21 protein-coding genes and 1 pseudogene are annotated in these 22,084 nt (G+C 65.7%); 6 read left to right on the top strand and 16 right to left on the bottom strand.

What is annotated here, in order from left to right; genetic code table 11:
• Positions 1-4: 4 nt before the first annotated feature.
• Entirely contained in the window at positions 5-2,089 is a 2,085-nt protein-coding gene (gene pbpC, locus AABQ55_RS05690; RefSeq protein WP_272804349.1) for a penicillin-binding protein 1C, read from the top strand.
• 175 nt (positions 2,090-2,264) lie between these two features.
• On the opposite strand, the gene AABQ55_RS05685 is transcribed toward pbpC, so the two are convergent.
• From AABQ55_RS05685 to AABQ55_RS05640, 10 genes are all read right to left on the bottom strand, one after another.
• Positions 2,265-3,065: a crotonase/enoyl-CoA hydratase family protein gene (locus AABQ55_RS05685; protein ID WP_272804348.1), complete on the bottom strand. Its 801-nt coding sequence runs from the start codon at positions 3,063-3,065 to the stop codon at positions 2,265-2,267.
• 170 nt (positions 3,066-3,235) lie between these two features.
• On the bottom strand, positions 3,236-4,111 hold the full coding sequence (locus AABQ55_RS05680) for a hydroxymethylglutaryl-CoA lyase (protein ID WP_272804347.1): 876 nt from the start codon (positions 4,109-4,111) through the stop codon (positions 3,236-3,238).
• Positions 4,108-6,093, bottom strand: coding sequence for an acetyl/propionyl/methylcrotonyl-CoA carboxylase subunit alpha (locus tag AABQ55_RS05675; protein ID WP_272804346.1), 1,986 nt, complete (start codon positions 6,091-6,093; stop codon positions 4,108-4,110). Before AABQ55_RS05675 ends, AABQ55_RS05680 begins: the two co-directional genes overlap by 4 nt.
• 48 nt (positions 6,094-6,141) lie before the next feature.
• Positions 6,142-6,525, bottom strand: a complete 384-nt coding sequence (locus tag AABQ55_RS05670; protein ID WP_244767435.1) for a RidA family protein — start codon at positions 6,523-6,525, stop codon at positions 6,142-6,144.
• A gap of 13 nt (positions 6,526-6,538) precedes the next feature.
• The gene (locus AABQ55_RS05665; RefSeq protein WP_272804345.1) at positions 6,539-8,146 is read right to left on the bottom strand and encodes a carboxyl transferase domain-containing protein; all 1,608 of its coding nucleotides are present in this window, start codon (positions 8,144-8,146) and stop codon (positions 6,539-6,541) included.
• Complete coding sequence (locus AABQ55_RS05660; RefSeq protein WP_272807394.1) at positions 8,146-9,294, bottom strand: isovaleryl-CoA dehydrogenase; 1,149 nt, start codon at positions 9,292-9,294, stop codon at positions 8,146-8,148. The genes AABQ55_RS05665 and AABQ55_RS05660 overlap by 1 nt, the downstream gene beginning before the upstream one ends.
• A 96-nt stretch (positions 9,295-9,390) precedes the next feature.
• A complete protein-coding gene (locus AABQ55_RS05655; RefSeq protein ID WP_272804344.1) occupies positions 9,391-12,852 on the bottom strand; it encodes an indolepyruvate ferredoxin oxidoreductase family protein in 3,462 nt (1,153 codons plus the stop codon).
• 164 nt (positions 12,853-13,016) lie between these two features.
• Positions 13,017-13,469, bottom strand: coding sequence for an Lrp/AsnC family transcriptional regulator (locus AABQ55_RS05650; RefSeq protein ID WP_024270192.1), 453 nt, complete (start codon positions 13,467-13,469; stop codon positions 13,017-13,019).
• A gap of 15 nt (positions 13,470-13,484) precedes the next feature.
• Entirely contained in the window at positions 13,485-14,636 is a 1,152-nt protein-coding gene (locus tag AABQ55_RS05645) for a fumarylacetoacetate hydrolase family protein (RefSeq protein ID WP_272807393.1), read from the bottom strand.
• Positions 14,637-14,769: 133 nt separating this feature from the next.
• Positions 14,770-15,960, bottom strand: a complete 1,191-nt coding sequence (locus tag AABQ55_RS05640) for an MFS transporter (protein WP_272804343.1) — start codon at positions 15,958-15,960, stop codon at positions 14,770-14,772.
• 79 nt (positions 15,961-16,039) lie between these two features.
• On the opposite strand from AABQ55_RS05640, the gene AABQ55_RS05635 reads away from it, so the two are divergent.
• A complete protein-coding gene (locus tag AABQ55_RS05635; RefSeq protein WP_263193561.1) occupies positions 16,040-17,059 on the top strand; it encodes an AraC family transcriptional regulator in 1,020 nt (339 codons plus the stop codon).
• 334 nt (positions 17,060-17,393) lie between these two features.
• Here the strand turns inward: AABQ55_RS05635 and AABQ55_RS05630 are convergent, their stop codons facing one another.
• The 6 genes and pseudogenes from AABQ55_RS05630 to AABQ55_RS05605 all read right to left on the bottom strand — a co-directional run bounded on the left by AABQ55_RS05630 (position 17,394) and on the right by AABQ55_RS05605 (position 20,423).
• Positions 17,394-18,194, bottom strand: coding sequence for a hypothetical protein (locus tag AABQ55_RS05630; RefSeq protein WP_338341900.1), 801 nt, complete (start codon positions 18,192-18,194; stop codon positions 17,394-17,396).
• A gap of 55 nt (positions 18,195-18,249) precedes the next feature.
• Positions 18,250-18,459: a helix-turn-helix domain-containing protein gene (locus AABQ55_RS05625; RefSeq protein ID WP_338341899.1), complete on the bottom strand. Its 210-nt coding sequence runs from the start codon at positions 18,457-18,459 to the stop codon at positions 18,250-18,252.
• Between the two features lie 2 nt (positions 18,460-18,461).
• Positions 18,462-18,728 (bottom strand): helix-turn-helix transcriptional regulator, encoded by a 267-nt coding sequence (locus tag AABQ55_RS05620; protein WP_338341898.1) that lies wholly within the window; start codon positions 18,726-18,728, stop codon positions 18,462-18,464.
• Positions 18,725-19,843 (bottom strand): tyrosine-type recombinase/integrase, encoded by a 1,119-nt coding sequence (locus AABQ55_RS05615; protein WP_338341897.1) that lies wholly within the window; start codon positions 19,841-19,843, stop codon positions 18,725-18,727. The genes AABQ55_RS05620 and AABQ55_RS05615 overlap by 4 nt, the downstream gene beginning before the upstream one ends.
• A 47-nt stretch (positions 19,844-19,890) precedes the next feature.
• A pseudogene (locus tag AABQ55_RS05610) lies at positions 19,891-19,956 on the bottom strand (helix-turn-helix domain-containing protein); the annotation flags it as partial.
• Positions 19,957-19,982: 26 nt separating this feature from the next.
• Positions 19,983-20,423: a helix-turn-helix domain-containing protein gene (locus AABQ55_RS05605; RefSeq protein ID WP_338341896.1), complete on the bottom strand. Its 441-nt coding sequence runs from the start codon at positions 20,421-20,423 to the stop codon at positions 19,983-19,985.
• Positions 20,424-20,570: 147 nt separating this feature from the next.
• On the opposite strand from AABQ55_RS05605, the gene AABQ55_RS05600 reads away from it, so the two are divergent.
• From AABQ55_RS05600 to AABQ55_RS05585, 4 genes are all read left to right on the top strand, one after another.
• A complete protein-coding gene (locus tag AABQ55_RS05600) occupies positions 20,571-20,828 on the top strand; it encodes a hypothetical protein (protein ID WP_338341895.1) in 258 nt (85 codons plus the stop codon).
• Positions 20,829-21,041: 213 nt separating this feature from the next.
• Positions 21,042-21,473, top strand: coding sequence for a RusA family crossover junction endodeoxyribonuclease (locus tag AABQ55_RS05595; RefSeq protein ID WP_338341894.1), 432 nt, complete (start codon positions 21,042-21,044; stop codon positions 21,471-21,473).
• Positions 21,470-21,658: a helix-turn-helix transcriptional regulator gene (locus AABQ55_RS05590; RefSeq protein ID WP_338341893.1), complete on the top strand. Its 189-nt coding sequence runs from the start codon at positions 21,470-21,472 to the stop codon at positions 21,656-21,658. Before AABQ55_RS05595 ends, AABQ55_RS05590 begins: the two co-directional genes overlap by 4 nt.
• Entirely contained in the window at positions 21,655-22,032 is a 378-nt protein-coding gene (locus tag AABQ55_RS05585; protein WP_338341892.1) for a DUF6378 domain-containing protein, read from the top strand. Before AABQ55_RS05590 ends, AABQ55_RS05585 begins: the two co-directional genes overlap by 4 nt.
• The last annotated feature ends 52 nt before the right edge of the window (positions 22,033-22,084 follow it).

Below are 22,084 nucleotides of genomic sequence, written 5' to 3'. Positions count from 1 at the left end.
GCCGATGGCGCTCTGGCGCAAGCTCCTGATCGGCTCCCTCGGCGGGGCGGCGTTCATCGCCGCCCTTGCCGCCGGGCTCGACCATGCCGATCGCGCCTATCCGCCGCCGGTCGACGTGGCGGATATCGTCTCGAAGGAAGTGCTCGACCGGGACGGCCGCCTGTTGCGCGCCTTCGCGACGCCGGACGGGCTCTGGCGGCTGAAGACCACGGCCGCCGATGTCGATCCGCAGTTCCTGCGCATGCTCGTCGCCTATGAGGACCGGCGGTTCCACGAGCATGCGGGCGTCGATCCGCTGGCGCTGCTGCGCGCGGCCGGGCAGTTCGTCACGAATGGCCGCATCGTCTCCGGCGCCTCCACGCTCTCCATGCAGGTTGCCCGGCTGATCGAGCCGCGCGAGAACCGCTCGATGCTGGCCAAGCTGCGCCAGATGGCGCGCGCCATCCAGCTCGAACGGCGCCTCTCCAAGGCCGAGATCCTCGATCTCTACCTGACGCTCGCCCCCTATGGCGGCAACCTGGAGGGCGTGCGCGCCGCGAGCCTCGCCTGGTTCGGCAAGGAGCCGAAGCGTCTTTCCGTCGCCGAAGCCGCCCTTCTCGTCGCCCTGCCGCAGCTTCCCGAAAAGCGCCGGCCGGACCGCCACCGTGCCGTCGCGGAAAAGGCGCGCGAGCGCGTGCTCACCCGCATGGCCGTTTCCGAGATCATCGGCGAAGGCGAGGCGGAGCGCGCGAGCGCCGAGGCGGTGCCCGACCGCCGCCGCCAGCTTCCCGCCTATGCGGCGCACCTTTCGGAGCTTGCGCTGCGCAAGGACGCCAGGGCGAGCGAACACAAGACGACGCTCGACCGCACCGTGCAGGACGGGCTGGAGACGGTGGCGCGCGAGGCGGCCGAGCGGCTCGGCCCGAAGGTCTCGATCGCGATGGTGATGGCCGATGCCCGCACCGGCGAAATCCTCGGCGAGGTCGGCTCGGCGGACTATTTCGACGGCAGCCGCGCCGGCTGGATCGACATGACGCGCATCCGCCGCTCGCCCGGATCGGCGCTGAAGCCCTTCATCTATGGCCTCGCCTTCGAGGAAGGCCTCGTCGCGCAGGAGACCATCGTCGAGGACCGGCCGGCCGATTTTTCCGGCTACCGGCCGCGCAATTTCGACATGACCTACCAGGGCGACGTCAGCGTGCGCAAGGCGCTGCAGCTGTCGCTGAACGTGCCCGCCGTGCGCCTCCTGGAGGCGGTCGGCCCGACGCGGCTGATGGTGCGCTTCCGCCGCGCCGAGGTGCACCCCGAATTGCCGCCGGGCGAAACGCCCGGCCTTGCCATCGGCCTTGGCGGCGTCGGCATCACGCTACGCGATCTCACCCAGCTCTACGCGGCGCTTGCCAATCGCGGAATGCCGGTGCGTCTCGGCGACGGCATCGTGCGCGACGCGGCGGTGATGACGGGCGACCCGCTGCTCGATCCCGTCGCCGTCTGGCATGTCTCGGATGCGCTCTCCGGCGTCACGCCGCCGACCGGCAGCCGCCGCCTCGGCATCGCCTACAAGACCGGCACGAGCTACGGTTATCGCGATGCGTGGTCCGTCGGCTATGACGGCCGCCATGTGCTGGGCGTCTGGGTCGGCCGGGCCGACAACGGGGCCGTGCCGGGCCTGACCGGCTATGGCGCCGCCGCGCCCATCCTGTTCGAAGCCTTCGCCCGGTCCGGCCTCGCCATCACCGCGCTGCCGCGAGCACCGGCCGGCGCGGTGCGCATTGCACAATCAGAGCTGCCGGCGAGCCTTCGCCGTTTCTCGACCACCGCAAGCGGCCTCGTCGCCACGACGGCGCGCGAACCGGCGCCAGAGATCGTCTATCCGCCGGAAGGCGCCCATGTGGAGCTCGGCGCGACGACGGGCGCGGCCATCTCACCGCTCGTGCTCAAGCTCCAGGGCGGCCGCGCACCCTTCCGCTGGCTTGCCAACGGCAAGGTCCTGCCCGATGCCTCGCGCCGGCGCACGACGCAGTGGATGCCGGAGGGCGCTGGTTTCTCGACGCTGACCGTCATCGACGCCGCCGGGCGGGCGGCGAGCGTCAGGGTGTTCATCGAGTAGCGGGGCGCTGCCCTCATCCGCCTGCCGGCACCTTCTCCCCGCAAGCGGGGCGAAGGGGATGTGCCGCGCCGGTTTCCTCAAGCAATAACGGCTCGTGGGGCACGTCCCCTCTCCCCGCTTGCGGGGAGAGGGTTAGGGTGAGGGGCCAAGCCAGAGCCGCAACGTCACCGGAACATTACCTCGCCGTATCCGCCAGCACCCACCCCGCCTTGCGCTTCTCCAGAAACGCCGCGATCCCTTCCGCCGCTTCCGGCGTTTCCCAGGTATCGGCCAGCCGCGTCAGCGTCATCTCGATGACCTTCTCGTCGATCGGCGAAGCGAGCGCATGCGCAAGGGCCTTCGTCGCGGCAACCGCCTCGGGAGACGCCGCGAAATAGGGGGCGATCTCCGCCTCAACCGCCTCGTCCAGCGAGTCGGGCGCCACGACGCGGCTCAAGAGCCCGATGCCCCGCGCCATCGCCGCATCGAACAGGCGGGCGGACGTCGCAAGGCGAAGGAAGGCGGCGGGGCCGATGCGGGCGGCGACATAGGGGCTGATCGTCGCCGGGATGAGGCCGAGGCGGGTTTCCGTCAGGCCGAAGCGCGCGCCCTCCACGGCGATCGCCGCATCGCAGACGCTGACGAGGCCGACACCGCCGCCATAGGCCTGGCCATTGACCCGAGCGACGAGCGGCTTCGGCAGGTCGCGCAGCGCCTTCAGCATCAAGGCGAGCCGTCTCGCCTCGACGATGCGCTCCTCGCGCGTGGCGGCGATCTGCTCCTTCATCCAGTTGAGATCGCCGCCGGCGCAGAAGCTTTCCCCTTCTCCCGTCAGCACGACGAGGCGCACTGCGCGGTCCTCGCCGAGAAGACCCGCAACGGCCGTCAGTTCGCGGATCATCAGGCCGGACAGCGCATTGTGCTGCGCATGGCGGCGCAGCGTCAGCGCGGCCACGCCGCGCCGGTCGACGGATACGGAAATCGTCTCGAAATTCATGACGGCATCTCCTCCTGGCTGAACACCGAACATCCGGACTGGAACGGCTCCAGATTCTTGTTTCCACCGCATTAGCCGGCGCCGAAGCGGTGCCACTTCGGCCGGAAATGCTCTCTTTGTCTTAACGCAATTCCGGACGCAAACCGTTGCGCCCTTTTGCTGGAATTGCTCTAGGCCCGCGCGCCGGGGGCCTCCTTGCCGGCGATGCGGCGGGCGAAGGCGGCGGCGGCGAGGAGCCGCGTGCGATCCAGCCCCGTCTCATAGCCTTGCCCTGCCAGCATGTCGGCCACGGCCAGCGTATCCACATTGCCGCGCGCGCCCGGCGCATAGGGGCAGCCGCCGAGCCCGCCGACCGAGGCATCGAAGACGGCGAGCCCATGATCGAGCGCCACGCGGATATTGTCGAGCGCCAGCCCGCCCGTATCGTGGAAATGGCCGGCGAGCTTCTCCGGCGCGGCGGCGGCAGTTACGACGGCCAGCATGGCCGCGACCTCTTCCGGGCGGGCGCGGCCGATCGTGTCGCCGAGGCTCACCTCATGGCAGCCGAGATCCAGCAACTGCCCGGTCACCCGCGCCACGGCGGCGGGCTCCACCGGGCCGTCATAGGGGCACTGCACGACGCAGCTGACATAGCCGCGCAGCGGAATGCCGTCCGCCCTCGCTGCGTCGGCGACGGGCCGGGCACGCTCGATGCTTTCGGCGATCGAGCAGTTGAGGTTGGCCCGCGAAAAGCCTTCGGAGGCGGAGAGGAAGACGGCAACCTCGTCGACACCGGCAGCCTTTGCCGCCTCGTAGCCCTTCATGTTGGGCACCAGCGCCGCATAGGAAACCCCGGGCCGACGCGCGATGCCGGCCATCACCTCGGCCCCGTCGGCAAGCTGCGGCACCCATTTCGGGCTGACGAAGCTCGTCGCCTCGATGCGCCGGAAGCCGCAATCCGACAGGCGATCGATCAGCGCGATCTTGTCGGCGGCGGGGATGATCGCCTTCTCGTTCTGCAGGCCGTCGCGGGCGGCCATCTCGACGATTTCGACGCGCCGGCTCATGCGGCCTCCTCCGGCTCCAGCGCCAGGAGCAGCGCGCCTTCGGCCACCTGGTCGCCAACGGCGACGGGCACCGCAGCCACGACGCCTTCGCGCGGGGCCGCCAGCACCAGCTCCATCTTCATCGCCTCCATGGTCACCAGCGCATCGCCGCGGGCGACGCGCGCGCCCGGCGCGACGGAGACGATGCGCACCAGCCCCGGCATGGGGGCCAGGAGCCGGTCGCCGCCTGCCGCCGCCTCGCCCTGATGTCCGGCCTCCTGCGTGACCGCGAAGGCATGGCCGTGGCCGGCGAAGAAGACGGCGATATCGGCGCCTTCCCGGTGGATCGTCGCGGGCAGGAGATGCCCGTCGAAATCCGCCTGGACGGCACGGCCATCCGCCGATTGCACGCGGATATCCGTTGCCATGCCGTCATGGTCGATGCGGAAGTGATCCTTGCCAAGCGTGGTGACACGCAAGGCATGTTCCGCGCCGCCATGATCGAGAAAGACGGTCTGGGCCGCATTCCCCCACAGGCGGAAACCGCGGACATGACCCCACGGATCCGGATCGGCCGGCGCGTCGAGAAAGCCGAGCGCCGAGAGAGCGGCGAGCGCAAAGACCTCCTCGGAGGCATCCGGATCGGCCAGCAGTCCCTCGCCGGCCCGGCCGATGAGGCCCGTATCGACATCGCCCGCGGCGAAGGCCGGCAGGCGGCAGAGACGAGCGAGAAAACCGGCATTGGTCGTCAGTCCGCCGACGCGGCAGGCGGCGAGTGCCGCTTCGAGCCGCGCCAGCGCCTCCTTGCGGTTGCGGCCATGGGTGATCACCTTGGCGATCATCGGGTCGTAATAGGGGGTGATGATGTCGCCCGCGCGCACACCCGAATCGATGCGGGCTTCGCCCGGCAGATCGAAGACGGTGAGGCGGCCGGTCGCCGGCAGAAAGTCGCGAGCCGGGTTTTCCGCATAGAGCCGGGCCTCGAAGGCCCAGCCGTCGATGACAAGGTCCTCCTGCCGCTTCGGCAGGGGCTCGCCGGCGGCGACACGCAGCTGCCATTCCACGAGATCGAGGCCGGTAATGGCCTCCGTCACCGGATGCTCGACCTGCAGGCGCGTGTTCATCTCCATGAAGTAGAAGCGGTCCTGCCGCAGGCCTTCGGAGACGTCGGCGATGAATTCGACGGTGCCGGCGCCGCTATAGCCGATGGCCGCCGCCGCGCGCACCGCGGCCGCACCCATCACGGCCCGCATCTCCGCCGTCATGCCGGGCGCGGGCGCTTCCTCGATGACCTTCTGGTGCCGGCGCTGGAGCGAGCAGTCGCGTTCGAAGAGATGCACGACATTGCCGTGCCCGTCGCCGAAGACCTGGACTTCGATATGGCGGGGTTTTGCCATGTATTTCTCGACCAGCACGCGGCCGTCGCCGAAAGCGCTTTCCGCCTCGCGCCGGGCGCTTTCGAGAGCGGCGATAAATTCGGCAGGCCGCTCCACCCGCCGCATCCCCTTGCCGCCGCCGCCGGCGCGGGCCTTGATCAGCACCGGATAGCCGATCGCCTCCGCCTCGCCGGCGAGGAAATCGGCCTCCTGCCGTTCGCCGTGATAGCCCGGCACGACCGGCACGCCGGCCTTTTCCATCAGCGCCTTGGCGGCGTCCTTCAGCCCCATGGCACGGATGGCGTTTGCCGAGGGGCCGATGAAGACGAGGCCGGCCGCCTCCACCGCCTCGACGAAATCGGGGTTCTCCGAGAGGAAGCCGTAGCCGGGATGCACCGCCTCCGCGCCGCTCGCCTTGGCAGCCGCGATGATGGCGGGGATGTCCAGATAGCTTTTCGCCGCCTCCGCCGGGCCGATGCGGATCGCCTCGTCGGCCATGGCGACATGCAGGGCCTGCCGGTCGGCGTCGGAATAGACGGCGACCGTCGCAACGCCCATGCGGCGGGCGGTGCGGATGACGCGGCAGGCGATTTCGCCGCGGTTGGCGATGAGGATCTTTCTGAACATCCTGCCTCCGGCAAAACGGATAGGGAAACGCGGGACGGGTCCCACGCGTTACTGTGCCGCGATGGCCTCGACCTCGAGCATCCACTTCTCATCGAAGATCGCGCAGATGACGACGCTCATCGCCGGGGCGATGGCGCCGAGATATTCGCTGCGGATCTCGCGATTGGCGGTCGCGTGGTGCCGGTCGGAGAGAAACGTCGTCACCTTGACGAGATCGGCCTTGGACATGCCCGCCGCCTTCAGCTGCGCATCGATGTTGCGCCAGACGAGCCGAGCCTGTTCCTCGAACGTTTCCGGCACCTTGTCATCGTCCGAAACGGGAATCTGGCCGCTGATGAAAAGCAGCTTCTTGAAATCCTCGATCTTGACGGCCTGCGAATAACCGCCGCGCGGGGTGGGGGCGTTCTTGGCATTGATGGTTTCGCGGTTCATGGCATTCCCTCCTCTACATCCTGAAGACGCCGAAACGAGTGGGCTCGACCGGCGCATTGAGCGCCGCCGAGAGCGAAAGCGCCAGCACGTCGCGCGTCTTGCGCGGATCGACGATGCCGTCGTCCCAGAGCCGTGCCGAGGCATAGAGCGGGTGGCTCTGCCGGGCGAACATGTCGATGGTCGGCTGCTTGAAGGCGGCCTCCTCCTCGGCGCTCCAGCTGCCGCCGGCGCGCTCGATGCCCTCGCGCCTGACGGTCGCCAGCACCCCCGCTGCCTGCTCGCCGCCCATGACGGCGATGCGGCTGTTCGGCCAGGTCCAGAGGAAGCGCGGCGAATAGGCCCGGCCGCACATGCCGTAGTTGCCGGCGCCGTAGGAGCCGCCGATCAGGACGGTGATCTTCGGCACCTTCGCCGTCGCGACGGCGGTAACGAGCTTCGCGCCATGCTTGGCGATGCCCTCGGCCTCGTATTTGCGGCCGACCATGAAACCGGTGATGTTCTGCAGGAAGAGAAGCGGGATACCGCGCTGGGCGCAGAGCTCGATGAAATGCGCGCCCTTGAGGGCGGCCTCGGAGAAGAGCACGCCATTGTTGGCGATGATGCCGACGGGAAGACCGTGCAGCGCGGCAAAGCCGCAGACGAGCATGGTGCCGAAGCGCGCCTTGAACTCGTCGAAGCGCGAGCCATCCACCACGCGGGCGATCACCTCGCGCACGTCGTAGGGCGTGCGGGTATCGGCCGGCACGATGCCGAGCAAATCTTCCGGGTCGTAAAGCGGTGCATCGCCGTCGCCGACCTTCGTAAACTCCGGCTTATGCGTATTGAGATTGGCCGCGATCTGGCGGGCAATCGCGAGCGCATGGCGGTCGTCGCGCGCGAGATGGTCCGCGACGCCGGAAAGGCGGGTATGCACGTCGCCGCCGCCGAGATCCTCGGCCGTCACCACCTCGCCCGTTGCCGCCTTCACCAGCGGCGGGCCGGCAAGGAAGATCGTGCCCTGGTTCTCGACGATGACGGTCTCGTCGCTCATGGCCGGCACATAGGCGCCGCCGGCCGTGCAGCTGCCCATGACGACGGCGACCTGCGGAATGCCGGCGGCGGACATCTGCGCCTGGTTGTAGAAGATTCGGCCGAAATGATCGCGGTCGGGGAAGACCTCGTCCTGGTTCGGCAGGTTGGCGCCGCCGGAATCGACGAGATAGATGCAGGGCAGCCGGTTCTCCGCGGCGATCTCCTGCGCGCGAAGATGTTTCTTCACGGTGATGGGATAATAGGTGCCGCCCTTCACCGTCGCATCGTTGCAGACGATCATGCATTCGCGGCCGGAGACGCGGCCGATGCCGGCGATCATGCCGCCGGAGGGCGAGGCGCCGTCATAGAGGCCGTGGCCGGCGGTGAGGCCGATTTCGAGGAAGGCGGAGCCGGGATCGAGCAATTGCGCGACGCGGTCGCGCGGCAGGAGCTTGCCCCGGGAAACGTGGCGCTCGCGCGCCTTCGCCCCGCCGCCATCCATGGCAAGGCCCGCCGCCGCCTCCACCAGGGCGAGTGCCTCCAGCATGGCCTTGCGGTTCGCCGCAAAGGTCTCGCTGCGGATGTTCACGGCCGAGGGGATGACCGGCATCACAGCGTCTCCTGGAAGATTTCGCGGCCGATGAGCATGCGGCGGATCTCCGAGGTGCCGGCGCCGATCTCGTAGAGTTTCGCATCGCGCAGCAGGCGGCCCGTCGGATAGTCGTTGATATAGCCGTTGCCGCCGAGGGCCTGGATGGCCTCGAGGGCTAGCTTCGTTGCGCTTTCGGCGGAGAGCAGGATGCAGCCGGCGGCGTCCTTGCGCGTGGTCTCGCCCCTGTCGCAGGCGGCGGCCACGGCATAGACATAGGCGCGCGCGGCGTTGAGGGCGACATACATGTCGGCCACCTTGCCCTGCATCAGCTGGAACTCGCCGATCGGCCGGTCGAACTGCTTGCGCTCGTGCAGATAGGGGATGACCACGTCGAGGCAGGCGGCCATGATGCCGAGCGGGCCGCCCGAGAGCACGACGCGCTCATAATCGAGGCCGGACATCAGCACGTTGACGCCGCGCCCGACGGTGCCCATCACGTTTTCCTCCGGCACCTCGCAATCGGCGAAGACGAGTTCGCAGGTATTGGAGCCGCGCATACCGAGCTTGTCCAGCTTCTGCGCCGTCGAGAACCCCTTGAACCCCTTTTCGATGAGGAAGGCGGTGATGCCGCGCGGGCCGGCTTCCGGATCCGTCTTGGCATAGACGACAAGCACATCCGCATCCGGCCCGTTGGTGATCCACATCTTGTTGCCGTTCAGCACATAGCGGTCGCCGCACTTTTCGGCGCGCAGCTTCATCGAGACGACGTCGGAGCCCGCGCCCGGCTCCGACATGGCGAGCGCGCCGACATGCTCGCCGGAGATCAGCTTCGGCAGGTACTTTTCCCGCTGAGCGACGCTGGCATTGCGCACGATCTGGTTGACGCAGAGGTTGGAGTGGGCGCCATAGCTGAGGCCCACCGAGGCGGAGGCGCGGCTGATCTCCTCCATCGCCACGCAATGGGCGAGATAGCCCATGCCGGACCCGCCATGGCTTTCCGGCGCGGTGATGCCGAGCAGGCCGAGATCGCCCAGCTCGCGCCAGAGCGGCATGGGAAAGGTGTTGCTGCGGTCGATTTCCGCCGCCTGCGGGGCGATGCGGTCGCTCGCAAAACGCCGGACGCTCTCCCTGAGCGCGTCGATTTCCTCACCAAGCCCGAAGCTCATTGCAGCATCGTACATGTCCGTCCTCCCCGGTCGGATGCCCCGGCATCCGCCTGCTTCCTCAAATTGCGGAGCCGGATGACCGGCACCATCGCGACCTCAGGCGGCCGCCTTGTGTTGTCCTGCCGTGTCGAAGGCCAGGCGCATTTGCGCCTCGCGCGCCCGCACCCGCTTCACCGCCGCCTCCTTCACCGGGCCGTAACCACGAATTTCGCCGTAAAGCGACAGCAGCGCAACGGCGGCGTCGAGGTTCTCGCGACAGAGGTTTTCGAGCACATGCTCGGTGAGTGCCACGTAGTCGGCGATGAGCTGGCGCTCCATGCGGCGCTCCCCCGTGCGGCCGAACGGGTCGAAGGCGGTGCCGCGCAGGCCCTTCAGGCGGGCGAGCAGGCCGAAGGCCGGCAGCATCCAGCGGCCGAAGCGGCGTTTTCGCGGACGGCCGTTCGCATCCTCGCCCTTCAGGAAGGGCGGTGCGAGGTTGAAGGCGATGCTGTACTTGCCCTCGAACTGCTCGGCCAGCCCCTGCTTGAAGGCCGGATCGGTGAAGAGCCGCGCCACCTCGTATTCGTCCTTGTAGGCAAGGAGCTGGGCATAGACATGCGCGACGGCGCGGATCAGCCGGTCGTCCGGCCCGAGCGCCCGTTCCGCCTGGCGCACGCGCTCGACCAGCGCCTTGTAGCGATCGGCCAGGGCGGCGTTCTGATAGGCCGTCAGGTGTTTCATGCGATGGGCGACCAGCGCGTCCGGCGCCATGGTCTCCAGCGTCGCGGCGGGCTTTCCGGGGGTGAGCAGGCATTCGGCGCGGGCCGGGTCGGCGGCGATCAGGCGGCCCCAGCCGAAGGCGGAGAGCGTGGCGTCGACGGCGACGCCGTTCAGCACGATCGCCTGTTCGATCGACTGGCGCGTCAGCGGGATCAGCCCCTTCTGCCAGGCAAAACCCGTCATCAGGATGTTCGTCGCCATGGCATTGCCGGCCACCTTCTCGGCGATCGTCGTGAAATCGAGAAGATGGGAGGGGTCGCGCAGCGCCGCGCGCACCGTGCCCTCGACATCGCGGCGGCGGAAATCGAAGTCCCGCTTGCGCACGAAATCGGCGACCGGCGTCAGCTTCGTGTTGACGACGCCCGTCGTGCGGTGGTGGTCGCAGAGCGTGACGGCATCCTTCGAGGCGGCCACCACGTCATCGGCGGCCAGGAGGAGATCCGCACCGCCCGTGACGATGCGCGGCGAGGAGACATCCTCATCGCAAAGACCGATGCGCAGGTGGCTCATGACGGCGCCGCCCTTCTGGGCAAGGCCCGCCATGTCGAGGATCATCGGCGCCTTGCCGTCGAGATGGGCGGCCATGCCGAGGATGGCGCTGATCGTCAGGATGCCGGTGCCGCCGATGCCGGCAATCGCGATGTTATAGGCGCGGTCGCCGATCCGCACGATGTCGGGCTCGGCAATGCCGGTCATGTCCGGGTTGGAGCGCGCTGCCTTGCGCAGCCGGCCGCCCTCGACCGTCACGAAGGACGGGCAGAAGCCCTTGAGGCAGGAATAGTCCTTGTTGCAGGTCGACTGGTTGATCTTGCGCTTACGGCCGAATTCCGTGTCGAGCGGTTCGACGGAGACGCAGTTCGACTGGGTGGAACAGTCGCCGCAGCCTTCGCAGACCGCCGGATTGATCACCAGGCGGACCGGCGGGTCCGCCATCAGGCCGCGCGAGCGGCGGCGGCGCTTTTCCGCCGCGCAGGTCTGCACGTAGACGATGGCGGAACAGCCGGGTGCCTCGCGGATATCGCGCATCACCCGGTCCATCTCGTCGCGATGGCGCACGATGACGCCGGGCGCGAGCATCGCCGGCGGATAGGCGTCCGGGTGGTCGGAAACGAGGTAGATCGGCGCCACGCCCTCGTCATGCAGCTGCCGCGTCATCACCTCGGGACTGAGCGGGCCATCGACAGGCTGGCCGCCGGTCATGGCGACCGCGTCGTTGTAGAGCAGCTTGTAAGTGATGTTGACGCCGGCGGCGACGGACTGGCGGATCGCCAGGATGCCGGAATGATAATAGGTGCCGTCGCCGAGATTGACGAAGATGTGCTTCTCGTCGCTGAAGGGCGCGATGCCCGACCACGGCACGCCCTCGGCGCCCATATGGGTGAAGGTCTTGGTGTCACGGTCCATCCACTGCACCATGTAGTGGCAGCCGATGCCGGCCGTGGCGCGGCTTCCCTCGGGCACCTTCGTCGAGGTGTTGTGCGGGCAGCCGGAGCAGAAATAGGGCACGCGCTCGACCGGCGCCGTGTGCGCCTTGCGGATCTTCTCGCGTTGCAGCAGATAGGCGAGCTCGTCGGAAATGACCGTCTTCAGGCCGGCATCGAAATCGAACTGCAGGAGACGGGCGGCGATCGCCCGCGCCACCATGCCGACGGACAAAGCCTCCGACAGCGGCAGGAACGGCTTGTCCTGATGGTCAAACTTGCCGACGATGCGCGGCCGCTCGCCGTGATGCCAGTTGAAGAGCTGCTGCTTGATCTGGTTCTCGATGATCTCGCGGCGTTCCTCGACGACCAGCACCTCCTCCAGCCCCTGCGAGAAGTCGCGAACCCCATCCGGCTCCAGCGGCCAGGGCATGCGGACCTTGTAGATGCGCATGCCGATCTCGGCCATCTCGGCCGGGCCGAGGGAAAGCTCCTTCAGCGCCTGCAGCACATCCTCATAGGCCTTGCCCGAGGCGATGATGCCGAAGCGGGCGCGCGGCACGTCGTACGTCACCTCGTCCACCCGGTTGGCGCGGGCAAAGGCGATGGCCGCATAGCCCTTGTAGGTCTGGAGGCGTTCGTCCTGCGGCAACGGCGGGTCGGGCCAGCGCAGGCTGAGGCCGTCCCGCGGCAGCTCGAAATCCTGCGGAATGACGAACTGCCGGCGCTCGCCCGCAAGATCGACGGAGGCCGTCGTCTCGACCGTGTCGGCGATGAACTTCATGCCGACCCAGCAGCCGGAATAACGCGACATGGCCGTGCCGAGCAGGCCGTATTCGACGAATTCGTGGATCGAGGAGGGATAAAGCACCGGGATCAGCGCCGACATGAAGGCATGGTCGGACTGGTGCGGAATGGAGGACGACTTTGCCGAATGGTCGTCGCCGGCGAAACAGAGCACACCGCCATGTTTCGCGGTGCCGGCGGCGTTGGCATGCTTCAGCACGTCGCCGCAACGGTCGACGCCCGGCCCCTTGCCGTACCAGTAGCCGGCAACGCCGTCATAACGCGCGCCCGGCGAGAGGTGGAGCTGCTGCGTGCCCCAGACGGCGGTGGCCGCCAGGTCCTCGTTGACGCCCGGCCGGAACACGATGTCGTGCGCCGCCAGATGCTTCTTCGCCTTTGCAAGCTGCTGGTCGTAGCCGCCGAGCGGCGATCCGCGATAACCCGAGATGAAAGCGGCGGTGTTCAGCCCCGCGGCCCGGTCGCGCCGCATCTGGACGATGGGCAGGCGCACGAGTGCCTGGGTGCCGGAAAGGAAGATCCTCCCCTCCTCGGCCATATACTTGTCCTCGAGAGAAAAGCTCTGCTTGAGCATGACCTCCTCCTCGATGGCCCTCCTCCGTGAAAGCCATCCTCCATATGTAGGAGCTTACCCATGGAATGGGAGGAGCGGGTCCCTATTTTCGCGACGGCGAATCACAGTTTCGGGATGGCATCCGCAAAAGCGGCCGCTGGGCGCAAAGCCATCCTCATTTCGCGTCAGATCGGAACGCGGTGCGTGTTCTTCAGCTCGTCGAGCGCGAAGCTGGAATTGACGAAGCCGACGCCCGGCAGGCGCAGCAGCGCCTTCTTCAGAATCTCTTCGTACTGGCGCACGCTGCTTGTCAGGACGCGCAGCACATAGTCATGGTCGCCGGTCATGGAATAGCACTGCACGACCTCCGGCATGTGCTTCACCGCCTTCTCGAATTCCAGCAGCGTCGCCTCGTCGTGCTGCTTCAGCCGCACGAAGCAGAAGACCGACACCTCGAAGCCGACGCGCTTCGGATCGACGGCGACGATGCGGCCGCGGATGATGCCCTGCCGCTCCATCTCCTTGATGCGCCGCCAGCAGGGCGTGTGGCTGAGGCCGACGCGCTCGCCGATCTCGGCGACCGTCAGCTCCGGTTCGCTCTGCAGCAGCCGCAGGATCTTGCGGCTCGTCTCATCCATGCCGCCTTCACCCATCTAGAGGAGCCCGCGGGAGGAGAGGTTGCGCATCAGCGCGGTGATGCCGAAGGTCCAGGGCGGGCATTCGGTGGAAAGGCGCACGGTGTTTGTGAGGGCGCCCAGCTCGGCATTGGAGATCGTCACCCGGTCGCCGGCCTTGTGGGTAAAGCCCTGGCCGGGGGTGTCGCGGTCCTCGACGGGCGCGAAGAGCGTGCCCATGAACAGCAGGAAGCCGTCAGGATATTGATGGTGCTTGCCGATCGTCTGGGCGACGAGGTCGAGCGGATCGCGGCTGATCTCGCGCATCGTGCTGCGGCCCTTCAGGACGAAACCGTCCTCGCCCTCGATCAGGAGGTCGAGATCGGCCTTGCGCACGTCGTCGATCGCATAGGTCTCGTCGAAGAGGCGGATGAAGGGACCGATGGCCGCCGAGGCATTGTTGTCCTTGGCCTTGCCGAGCAGCAGCGCCGAGCGGCCCTCGACATCGCGCAGGTTCACGTCGTTGCCAAGCGTCGCGCCCTTGACGCGGCCCTGGCTGTCGACCGCCAGCACGATTTCCGGCTCCGGATTGTTCCACCTGGAGATCGGGTGCAGCCCCACCGAGGCGCCCCAGCCGACGGCGGCCAGCACCGGCGCCTTGGTGAAGACCTCGGCATCCGGCCCGATGCCGACTTCCAGATATTGCGACCAGACGCCTTCCTCGATCAGCGCCGCCTTGACCTTGGCCGCGGCTTCCGAGCCCGCCTTCAGGTCGCGCAGGCTGTCGCCGATGATGGCGGTGACGCGGCCGCGCACCTTGTCCGCCAGCGCCGGATTGCCCGCCGCCTTCTCCTCGATCACGCGCTCGATCATCGAGCGGGCGAAGGTGACGCCGCAGGCCTTGACGGCCTGGAGGTCGCACGGCGCGAGCAGGTGCAGGCGGGAAAAATTGCCGGCGCCCTCGACGGAGGCCTCCAGCACCGTATCGAGCGTGCCGAGCGGATCGCAGGGCGCCGCGCGGGCGACAGCCGCCGGATCGTCCGTTTCCAGAAGGTCCCGCATCGTCGGGATGGCCCGGGACGTGATGTCGCATAGCTTGCCGTCGCGCAGCATCACCACTGCCGGCCCCTGCACATCCGGCCGCCAGACGCGCCCGACAAAAGTTCCCTGCGAAAAATCGCCTGCCGTCATCGTCACGCGCCGCTCCTCCAAGAATCCTCGACTGGAGTTCTAGACCGAAAAGCATGACGGGGAACAGGGTGAAGACAGGCGCACGCAAACGAAATAGCGGGATGGCGGACGGTAACGCCGCCATCCTATGCGATCAGGCCGGCCGGGTGCGCACCGCCGAGACGATGGTGAGCGCGGCCAGCAGCAGCACGGCGCCGCTGGCGACGAAGACGCTCGTCACGCCGCTCGCATCGAACAGGGCCCCGCCGGCGGCGGCACCGGTGGCGATGGCGAAGTTGATGGCGGCGACGAAGAGGCCGCCGGCGCTTTCTGCCTCGTCCGGCACGGCGCGGGTGATCCAGGTCGACCAGGCGACCGGCACCGCGCCGAAGGCGAGGCCCCAGAGCGCGACCATGGCCGCATCGCCGGCAAGGCTGCCGCCGAAGAGGGAGAGCGAGAGGGCGAGCGCGCCCATCACCACCGGCATGATCGTCAGCGTGAAGCGCATGGAGCGCTCCAGCAGCACGGCGCCGAGATAATTGCCGAAGAAGGTGGCGATACCGAAGCCCAGCAAGACGGCCGAGAAGCCCTCGACACCGAGACCCGTCACCGTTTCAAGGAACGGCCGTATATAGGTGAAGAAGGCGAAATGGCCGGTGAAGACGAGCAGGATCGCGAACATCGCGAAACCCACGCCGGGCCGCGTCAGCACCTCGAAGAGCGTGCCGAAGCGCGAATGGCCGCGCGGCGGAAGCGAGGGCAGCGTCGCAAGCTGCACGACGAGCGCCAGCGCACCGAGCACGGCGGCGCCCAGAAAGACGTTCCGCCAGCCGACGATATCGCCGACATAGCTACCGACGGGCGCGGCGAAGACCGTGGCCGCCGACACGCCGAGGAACATGACCGACAGGGCCTTCGGCACATAGGCCTCCGGCACCAGCCGCATCATGGTCGCTGCCGAGAGCGTCCAGAAGCCGCCGAGCGCCATGCCGAGCAGCACGCGCCCAGCCAGAAGCATGGCGAGGTTCGACGCCATCGCCACCAGGAGGTTCGAGAAGATCAGAAGGACCGAAAGGCCGAGCAGCACGAGCCGCCGGTCGATCCTGCGGGTCACCACCGTGACCAGCAGGCTCGTCGCCAGCGCGACCGCCGCCGTCGCCGTCACCGCCTGGCCGGCCATGCCCTCGGAGATCCGAAGGTCCGCCGCCATCGGCGTCAGCAGGCTTGCGGGGAGGAATTCCGCGCCCACCAGCCCGAACACACCGAACGTCATCGATATCACGGCCCCCCAGGCCGGCCGCGCATCCGCTTCGCTCTGCGGCGCCGCGATTGTTGCATCCGTCATCTGCCATCCCTTTCCTGTTGCAGTGCGTGCTCCAAGAGGTGGGTTGAAATGCAAGACGCACAATGTCATTTTATCCGCAATGTTTGATCGATCGTCCGACTCCGCAAAAAACCTGCACGACCCCGTCAGCGAACTGCTGATGGGCATGCGCCTGCGCGGCGCGAGCTACGGCCGGCTCCAGCTCAGCCCGCCCTTCGGCATCCGCTTTCCGGCGGGGCCGGAAGCCCGCTTCCATTTCGTCGCCCGCGGCAAGGTCCTGCTGCGCGCGCCGGGCGAGGCCGGGCGCGAACTTTGCTGCGGCGATGCCGTGCTGCTGCCGCGCGGCGAGGTGCACGAGATCGTCACCGGACCGCATGTCCAGATCCGCGACTACGAGAGCTATACGCGAAAGCCGCTCTGCGCCGATGTGGCGGCGGTGGAGGCCTGCATCAAGACGGCGGACCCGGAAAACGACACGCTGATCTTCACCGGTCGCATGGAGTTCGAGCTCGACACGCTGCATCCGCTCGTCGGCCTCATGCCGCAGATCATGTCGGTCGGCGCGCTGATCGGACGCCAGCCCGAGCTGATGCCGCTGCTCGACGCGATGGAGCGGGAGATGGGAGAGGAGCGCGTCGGCTCGGCCGGCATCCTCGCACGCCTTGCCGACGTGGTCGCCGCCTCCATCGTGCGCGGCTGGGTGGAATGCGGCTGCGGCGATGCGACCGGCTGGATCGAGGCGCTGCGCGACCCGCGCCTCGGCCGCGTCATCGCCGCCCTCCACCGCGAGCCCGGCCGCAACTGGACGCTCGCCGACATGGCTGAGGAAATGGGCAGCTCCCGCTCGGTCTTCGCAAAACGCTTCGTCGAGGTGACGGGCGTGACGCCGCAGCGCTACGTGCTTGCCCTGCGCATGCGCCTTGCCGAACAATGGTTCCGCCGCGACAAGCTGTCGATCGACACCGCCGCCCGCCGCCTCGGCTTCGGCTCCCAGGCCGCCTTCGCCCGCGCCTTCAAACGCGTCGTCGGCGAACCGCCCGGCCAGACGCGCAGGAAGGCGGCGACGGGTGCGGAAAATGGAAAGAAAACGAGGAAGAATGGTGCTGCTAGAGAGATTTGAACTCTCGGCCTCTCCCTTACCAAGACTATTGTCGGTTTTCTGTAGGTTATTGTCCGGCAATATTTTTCTTGGTTTCTCAGGATCTCAACTCGCCTTCTGTCGGTCGATGTAGGTCACTTGTAGGTCGATTTCGATGCCCAATTTGGGCACTTGTGCTCAATGAGCGCGCAAGGACCAGTCCCTTTCGATTACGATGCGGCCCATGGAAATTGCTCTCTGGATCGCCAATTGACTATCTCGACGCGACATGCCGTTACGAACTGCTCGATCGCAGAGGGATGTCGCGGAAGTGTGGCCGCCCATAGCTTTTAGATGCGACACTACTTTCTCTATATCAGTGCGCAACCAGAACCTCCTTGTCACGGGCAAAGGTTTCGTCAAAGACTGAGAGGAGCGTCTGCGGCGGGACGTTTTCTGCGATAGTGCCTTGGTCGGGCGTGAACGCGCGGAGCCGCTCGTAGAAGAGTGCGTTTGCCGTGTGGCCGGCTGCGGTTCGCCTTTCCCTGTCACTGAAACGATCTAGGTCAAGACCGCTGCATTCGCCAAGCGGACGACCGTCGCACAGCCAGCGAGAAAGAATACCAGCCGCTCGCTTATTCGCCTCGTTGTCGATGGCAGCGTTAATATCCGCTTGCTGTTTCTCAAACTTTTCGGCCTGTTCCCGCCACTGCGCGCGCTGAACGTGAATTTCATATTCGCTGCGCGGTATGGAATGCTGTTTGCAGTATGCCGTTTTAACGTGTTCGTCGTATTCGCTGAGTGGTATCGAGTACTTATTGCAATACTCCTTTCGCTCTTTGTCCGCCCTCATCCACTCTCTCGCATACCTGTTTTTCTCGCGTTTCTGCTCAGCGTCGTATTTTTTAATTTTGCGAGCTTTTTCGGCTTTGTACTTAGCGCTGGCCTCGATCTTCAGAAGGCTCCGTTCTCTTCCGCGTGCGGCATTTATTAACGCAACCATGCCTGCGCGCATCAAATACCACTTCAGCTTTTCCGCGTGCTTTTCTTTGGCGACGTCAGCGAGGAAAAATCGCAAATACGTTTCGTACTGCTCCTCGCCTAGAATTGACGAGGGTGTGATTGACACAATATCCAGTATCTTTGCGTCGAACGTTTCTTTGATGCTCATAGCCATGTCTGGTTCCGTCCGTATTGTCGCCCTTTAAAACATACACAATTTTCACCGCAGACTATTTTGCGTGAAACGTTTTCGTGCTCTTGAGGGTCAGCGTTGGTGCCGCGGCGAGCAGCGCCGCGATCTCTGTTTTTCGGATCAGCGTGCGCCCGCCGACCTTGATAGCCGTAAGTTTGCCACGACGAATGAGGTTGTAGACGTGGCCGCGCGAAGAGCGCAGATACTCGGCTGTTTCTTTTATGCTCATGACCGGCGAGAGATCCACGGTCAATTCCTCGGCTCGGGTCGATTGGCTTGGATCCACACGCGAACATCTTCGACACGATAGCGTGGCCGCCCCTCTACCGTTGTAATTTTGGGGCCACGCCCCAGCTTAGCCCACTTCCTGAATGCCATCAGCGAAAAGCCAGAAAGCGCGACGAGTTGGTTTCGTGTCAACAACGCGTCGGGAGGCAATATCCGCAGATCCGGCACGGCGTTTTCACGTCGTATCCACCGACGATAGTCAGCTTCATCCGCATCGACTTTCTTCATTTTGGCACCTCATCGTAGCTGGTTGAGATCGAGTTCACGGCGGCCCGCAGGCGACCAGGGCAGTGTTTCGCGTAGACCTTCTCGACCATCGCCAGCGTGTTTCCGAGGATGCCGGCGATATGATAGAGCGGCACGCCTCGGCGCGCCATGTGGGTCGCTGCGGTGTGCCGGAAGGTGTGCGGCGAGATGCCGGTCCCTTTGATCGTCTCGCCGGTCGCCCGCGGCTGGCGCGGTGCCAGCCCGGCCTTCACGACGATCGCCTGGATGGCCTTCCATACCTGACTGTCGTGATCGAGTACGCGGTCGTTGATCCGTTCCTCGTGCATTCGCTTCAACTGCGGCAGCAGCGCGTCCGAGATCGGAACAGACGGCCGTCTCTTCTTCGTCTGCTTGCGGCTCGGATCCGTGAAATGGATGACGCGGGTTTCGAAGTCGACGCGGTCCCATGTCAGGTCGATGATCGCCTGCTTGCGCGCGCCGGTTTCGAGGGCGATCCACAGGAACCGCTCGCCGCGGTGCATGCGCTTTTCGCCCGGCCGGATCTGGCGCGCGGCGTCGAACAGCTTCTTGATCTCTTCCGTCGTCAGCCAGCGCTCGCGCGGGCCGCTCTCCTCGGGCAAGGCGAAGACCGGCAGGTCTTTCACGTCCAGCAGCCGGGAGCGGCCACGCTCGGCGCTGGCGTGCCAGTTGAGGCAGGCGCGCAGCGCGACGAGCTCCTTGCGCACCGTGGACGCCGAGGACGGCCGTCCGATGTCGCCTTCGACGCGCTTCTCTTCGTAGTCCTCGACGGTTGTCTGATCGATTTCGGATGGCGTCAGAGAGCCGAAATGCTGCTTCAGGTTCTTCCAGCAATAGCCGATCGTCTCGGGCGCGGCGGCGTTCTTCTGGACGTGCTTCTTGTCGTAGATCGTCCAGTATTCGTCGATCGTCAGTTCGGTGACCGATCCGTCTTCTTTCCGCTCCGGCCCATACCTTTCTTTGAGCCACATGCCAAGGCGATAGCGCGCTTCCTCTTCTTCGCGAGTAGCCAAGCTTTCGCGCCGGCTACGTCGACCCTCGCTGAAGTGGACGTAGTAGCGGCCGTTTGCGTGTTTTTTGATTTTCGGTTCTGCCATACGTATGCCTCCAAATCCGACATTTCAATCAAAACTGGCCGGCCGCGCACATAGGGCAGTTCACCGCCCATCCTCAGCCGTTTGATCTTTGAGCGACTGCAACGCAGGATCACGGCCGCCTCTTCTTCGGTCAGGAGCTTCACGGCACGTCCTTTTTCAACGGTCGATCTGCTTCCAGCAACTGCGCCACTTCGAGCGCCGTGCGCAACGTCACTAACCGGTTGACACGCAACCAGGCAGTATCGGGCGACCCCGGACTGACGCGAATATCAAGCTCGGGATGATCAGCATCGATCGCGCTCTCGGTGTGGTTCGGCAGCAACTCTTGCGGGGAGACGCCGACGGCGTCGGCCAAAGCCTGAAGACTTTTCGGCGTGGGCATGGACTGTCCCCGTATATACATCGAAATGCTATCGCGGGGCAGGCCGGCACGTCGGCCAAGCTCACTCTGGTTCCATCCGCGATCGAGCATCAGCCTCTGCAAGCGTCGGCCAAACTGCTGTTTCGTGAGATGTTTGGGCGTCAGACGTGAAGGCGTCGCGGCGTCATCTGGGAGGTGCGTTCGGACATCTCTGGGCATAAGCGGGCCTTCATTAGAACTAGGGATAGGCATGTTGTATGTCGCTAGCTAACGGGTGTCAAGGACAAAATGTCCATATTTTGTAGGTTGACACCGGACAAAATATCCGACATTTTAATCAAAACTGACCTACACCAGCAGGCAACCATGATCACCGCAACATTCGACGCAGGCACTTTTCTCGTTGATCACTTTCGGACGCCGACCGCGGTTCTGGCGGCCGCAAAACAGCGGAATGTGCGCGTTCCCGAGTACGACACCGTTCGGAAATGGTTCAATCGCGCCGCTATTCCGTCGGAATGGCTTCCCGTCCTTCTGATGTTCCGCGAGATGGAAACCGGTGATCCCGTTCGGATTTCGACATACATGCAAGTGGAGGGGCGCGAAATTGACATCTTTTCCTGACAAACATTCACGACATATGACCAATAGCCTTCACATGTATTGGAGGCTGTCGTTCGCAGCACGCCGACAGGTACTCACAGATTGCGAGCGCGAGGAGATTTATGACGAGGCCGAAGTCCTTGCGGACTATAGCGACTGGCCGCGCCTGAAGGCCGTCATCGCGAACAACTCCGCGCTGGTCAAAGCCGCCCCGATCTGTCTGGCCCCGATCGCATGATCGAGATCGTTTTGTTGGGCGCTCCACGCGGAAAGGAGCGCCCGCGCCTGACGAAGTCGGGTGTGGTCTACACGCCGGAAAAGACCCGCGACTACGAGGCCGCGCTGAAATATGCGGCCAAGGAAGCCATGGGAGATCGGCCCCCGCTGGAAGGGCCGTTGGAAATGAGCATGAAGGTCGTCGTGCCGATCGCCACCTCGTGGCCGAAGAAGCGCCAGGCCGCCGCCCTCGCCGGCACGGAATTGCCGACGAAGAAACCGGACCTCGACAACTTCATGAAGACCATCGACGCCTGCAATCTGATCGTGTGGGTGGATGACAGCCAGATCGTCAAGACCGTGATCGAAAAGCGGTACGGCGACAAGCCGGGCATGTGGATCAGCGTTCGGCCTTATTTCGACAAACCGACAGAAGGAATTTTCGGGTGACGCAAGAACAAGATCGCTTCATCGACATCAGTGAGGTGTGCCGACTGGTCGGCCTCCAGCGCAGCAAACTTTATCAGATGATCCGAGCCGACGCGCTGCCGAAGCCTATCAAGCTCGGCGGGGCGTCTCGGTGGTCGCTCATCGAAATCAACGCATGGATGTCCGCGAGGAGAGAAAGCAAATGACAAAACGCCCTACGCCCACCCCCGCGCCGGAACTGCGATCGGCGGCCGTGCCCGACATCAAGGCGACAATCCTTGGCGAGGCCGGCAAGATCGTGAACGGCGCTCGGCGCGGAGCCTACGGCACGCCCGAAAACAATTTCGAGCGGATCGCCCGGTTCTGGAACGCCTATCTGGTGAATGTCGGCATCCTGCCGCCGGACGTTCTCGGCGACCCGGAAGCCAAGAACGGCATCACCGCGGCAGACGTATCGCCCATGATGCGCCTCATGAAAGAGGCTCGCCTGTGCGAGACACCCGATCACTACGACAGCTTCGTCGACATCGTCGGCTACACACTGACCGGCGCGGAAGTGAACGGCGTGAAATCGGCCTGACGGCCCTTGACTTTTCGTCCGGCGTGTATGGAATAACGAACGACACGCCGGA

Source organism: Shinella sp. WSD5-1 (genome assembly GCF_963942435.1).
In the GTDB taxonomy this organism is placed as follows: Bacteria; Pseudomonadota; Alphaproteobacteria; order Rhizobiales; family Rhizobiaceae; genus Shinella; species Shinella yambaruensis.
Note: the sequence above shows the minus strand (reverse complement) of the source record. Positions and strands in the feature narration are given on the sequence as shown.

Excerpts from the sequence above, each read along its gene's own strand:
- AABQ55_RS05640 (WP_272804343.1), bottom strand. The coding sequence starts at position 15,960 with ATGACGGATGCAACAATCGCGGCGCCGCAGAGCGAAGCGGATGCGCGG.
- AABQ55_RS05630 (WP_338341900.1), bottom strand. The coding sequence starts at position 18,194 with ATGGCTATGAGCATCAAAGAAACGTTCGACGCAAAGATACTGGATATT.
- AABQ55_RS05585 (WP_338341892.1), top strand. The coding sequence starts at position 21,655 with ATGACAAAACGCCCTACGCCCACCCCCGCGCCGGAACTGCGATCGGCG.
- AABQ55_RS05670 (WP_244767435.1), bottom strand. The coding sequence starts at position 6,525 with ATGAACCGCGAAACCATCAATGCCAAGAACGCCCCCACCCCGCGCGGC.
- pbpC (WP_272804349.1), top strand. The coding sequence starts at position 5 with ATGGCGCTCTGGCGCAAGCTCCTGATCGGCTCCCTCGGCGGGGCGGCG.
- AABQ55_RS05660 (WP_272807394.1), bottom strand. The coding sequence starts at position 9,294 with ATGAGCTTCGGGCTTGGTGAGGAAATCGACGCGCTCAGGGAGAGCGTC.
- AABQ55_RS05620 (WP_338341898.1), bottom strand. The coding sequence starts at position 18,728 with ATGAAGAAAGTCGATGCGGATGAAGCTGACTATCGTCGGTGGATACGA.
- AABQ55_RS05665 (WP_272804345.1), bottom strand. The coding sequence starts at position 8,146 with ATGCCGGTCATCCCCTCGGCCGTGAACATCCGCAGCGAGACCTTTGCG.
- AABQ55_RS05645 (WP_272807393.1), bottom strand. The coding sequence starts at position 14,636 with ATGACGGCAGGCGATTTTTCGCAGGGAACTTTTGTCGGGCGCGTCTGG.
- AABQ55_RS05675 (WP_272804346.1), bottom strand. The coding sequence starts at position 6,093 with ATGTTCAGAAAGATCCTCATCGCCAACCGCGGCGAAATCGCCTGCCGC.
- AABQ55_RS05595 (WP_338341894.1), top strand. The coding sequence starts at position 21,042 with ATGATCGAGATCGTTTTGTTGGGCGCTCCACGCGGAAAGGAGCGCCCG.
- AABQ55_RS05635 (WP_263193561.1), top strand. The coding sequence starts at position 16,040 with ATGTTTGATCGATCGTCCGACTCCGCAAAAAACCTGCACGACCCCGTC.
- AABQ55_RS05685 (WP_272804348.1), bottom strand. The coding sequence starts at position 3,065 with ATGAATTTCGAGACGATTTCCGTATCCGTCGACCGGCGCGGCGTGGCC.
- AABQ55_RS05655 (WP_272804344.1), bottom strand. The coding sequence starts at position 12,852 with ATGCTCAAGCAGAGCTTTTCTCTCGAGGACAAGTATATGGCCGAGGAG.
- AABQ55_RS05605 (WP_338341896.1), bottom strand. The coding sequence starts at position 20,423 with ATGCCCAGAGATGTCCGAACGCACCTCCCAGATGACGCCGCGACGCCT.
- AABQ55_RS05680 (WP_272804347.1), bottom strand. The coding sequence starts at position 4,111 with ATGAGCCGGCGCGTCGAAATCGTCGAGATGGCCGCCCGCGACGGCCTG.
- AABQ55_RS05615 (WP_338341897.1), bottom strand. The coding sequence starts at position 19,843 with ATGGCAGAACCGAAAATCAAAAAACACGCAAACGGCCGCTACTACGTC.
- AABQ55_RS05600 (WP_338341895.1), top strand. The coding sequence starts at position 20,571 with ATGATCACCGCAACATTCGACGCAGGCACTTTTCTCGTTGATCACTTT.
- AABQ55_RS05650 (WP_024270192.1), bottom strand. The coding sequence starts at position 13,469 with ATGGATGAGACGAGCCGCAAGATCCTGCGGCTGCTGCAGAGCGAACCG.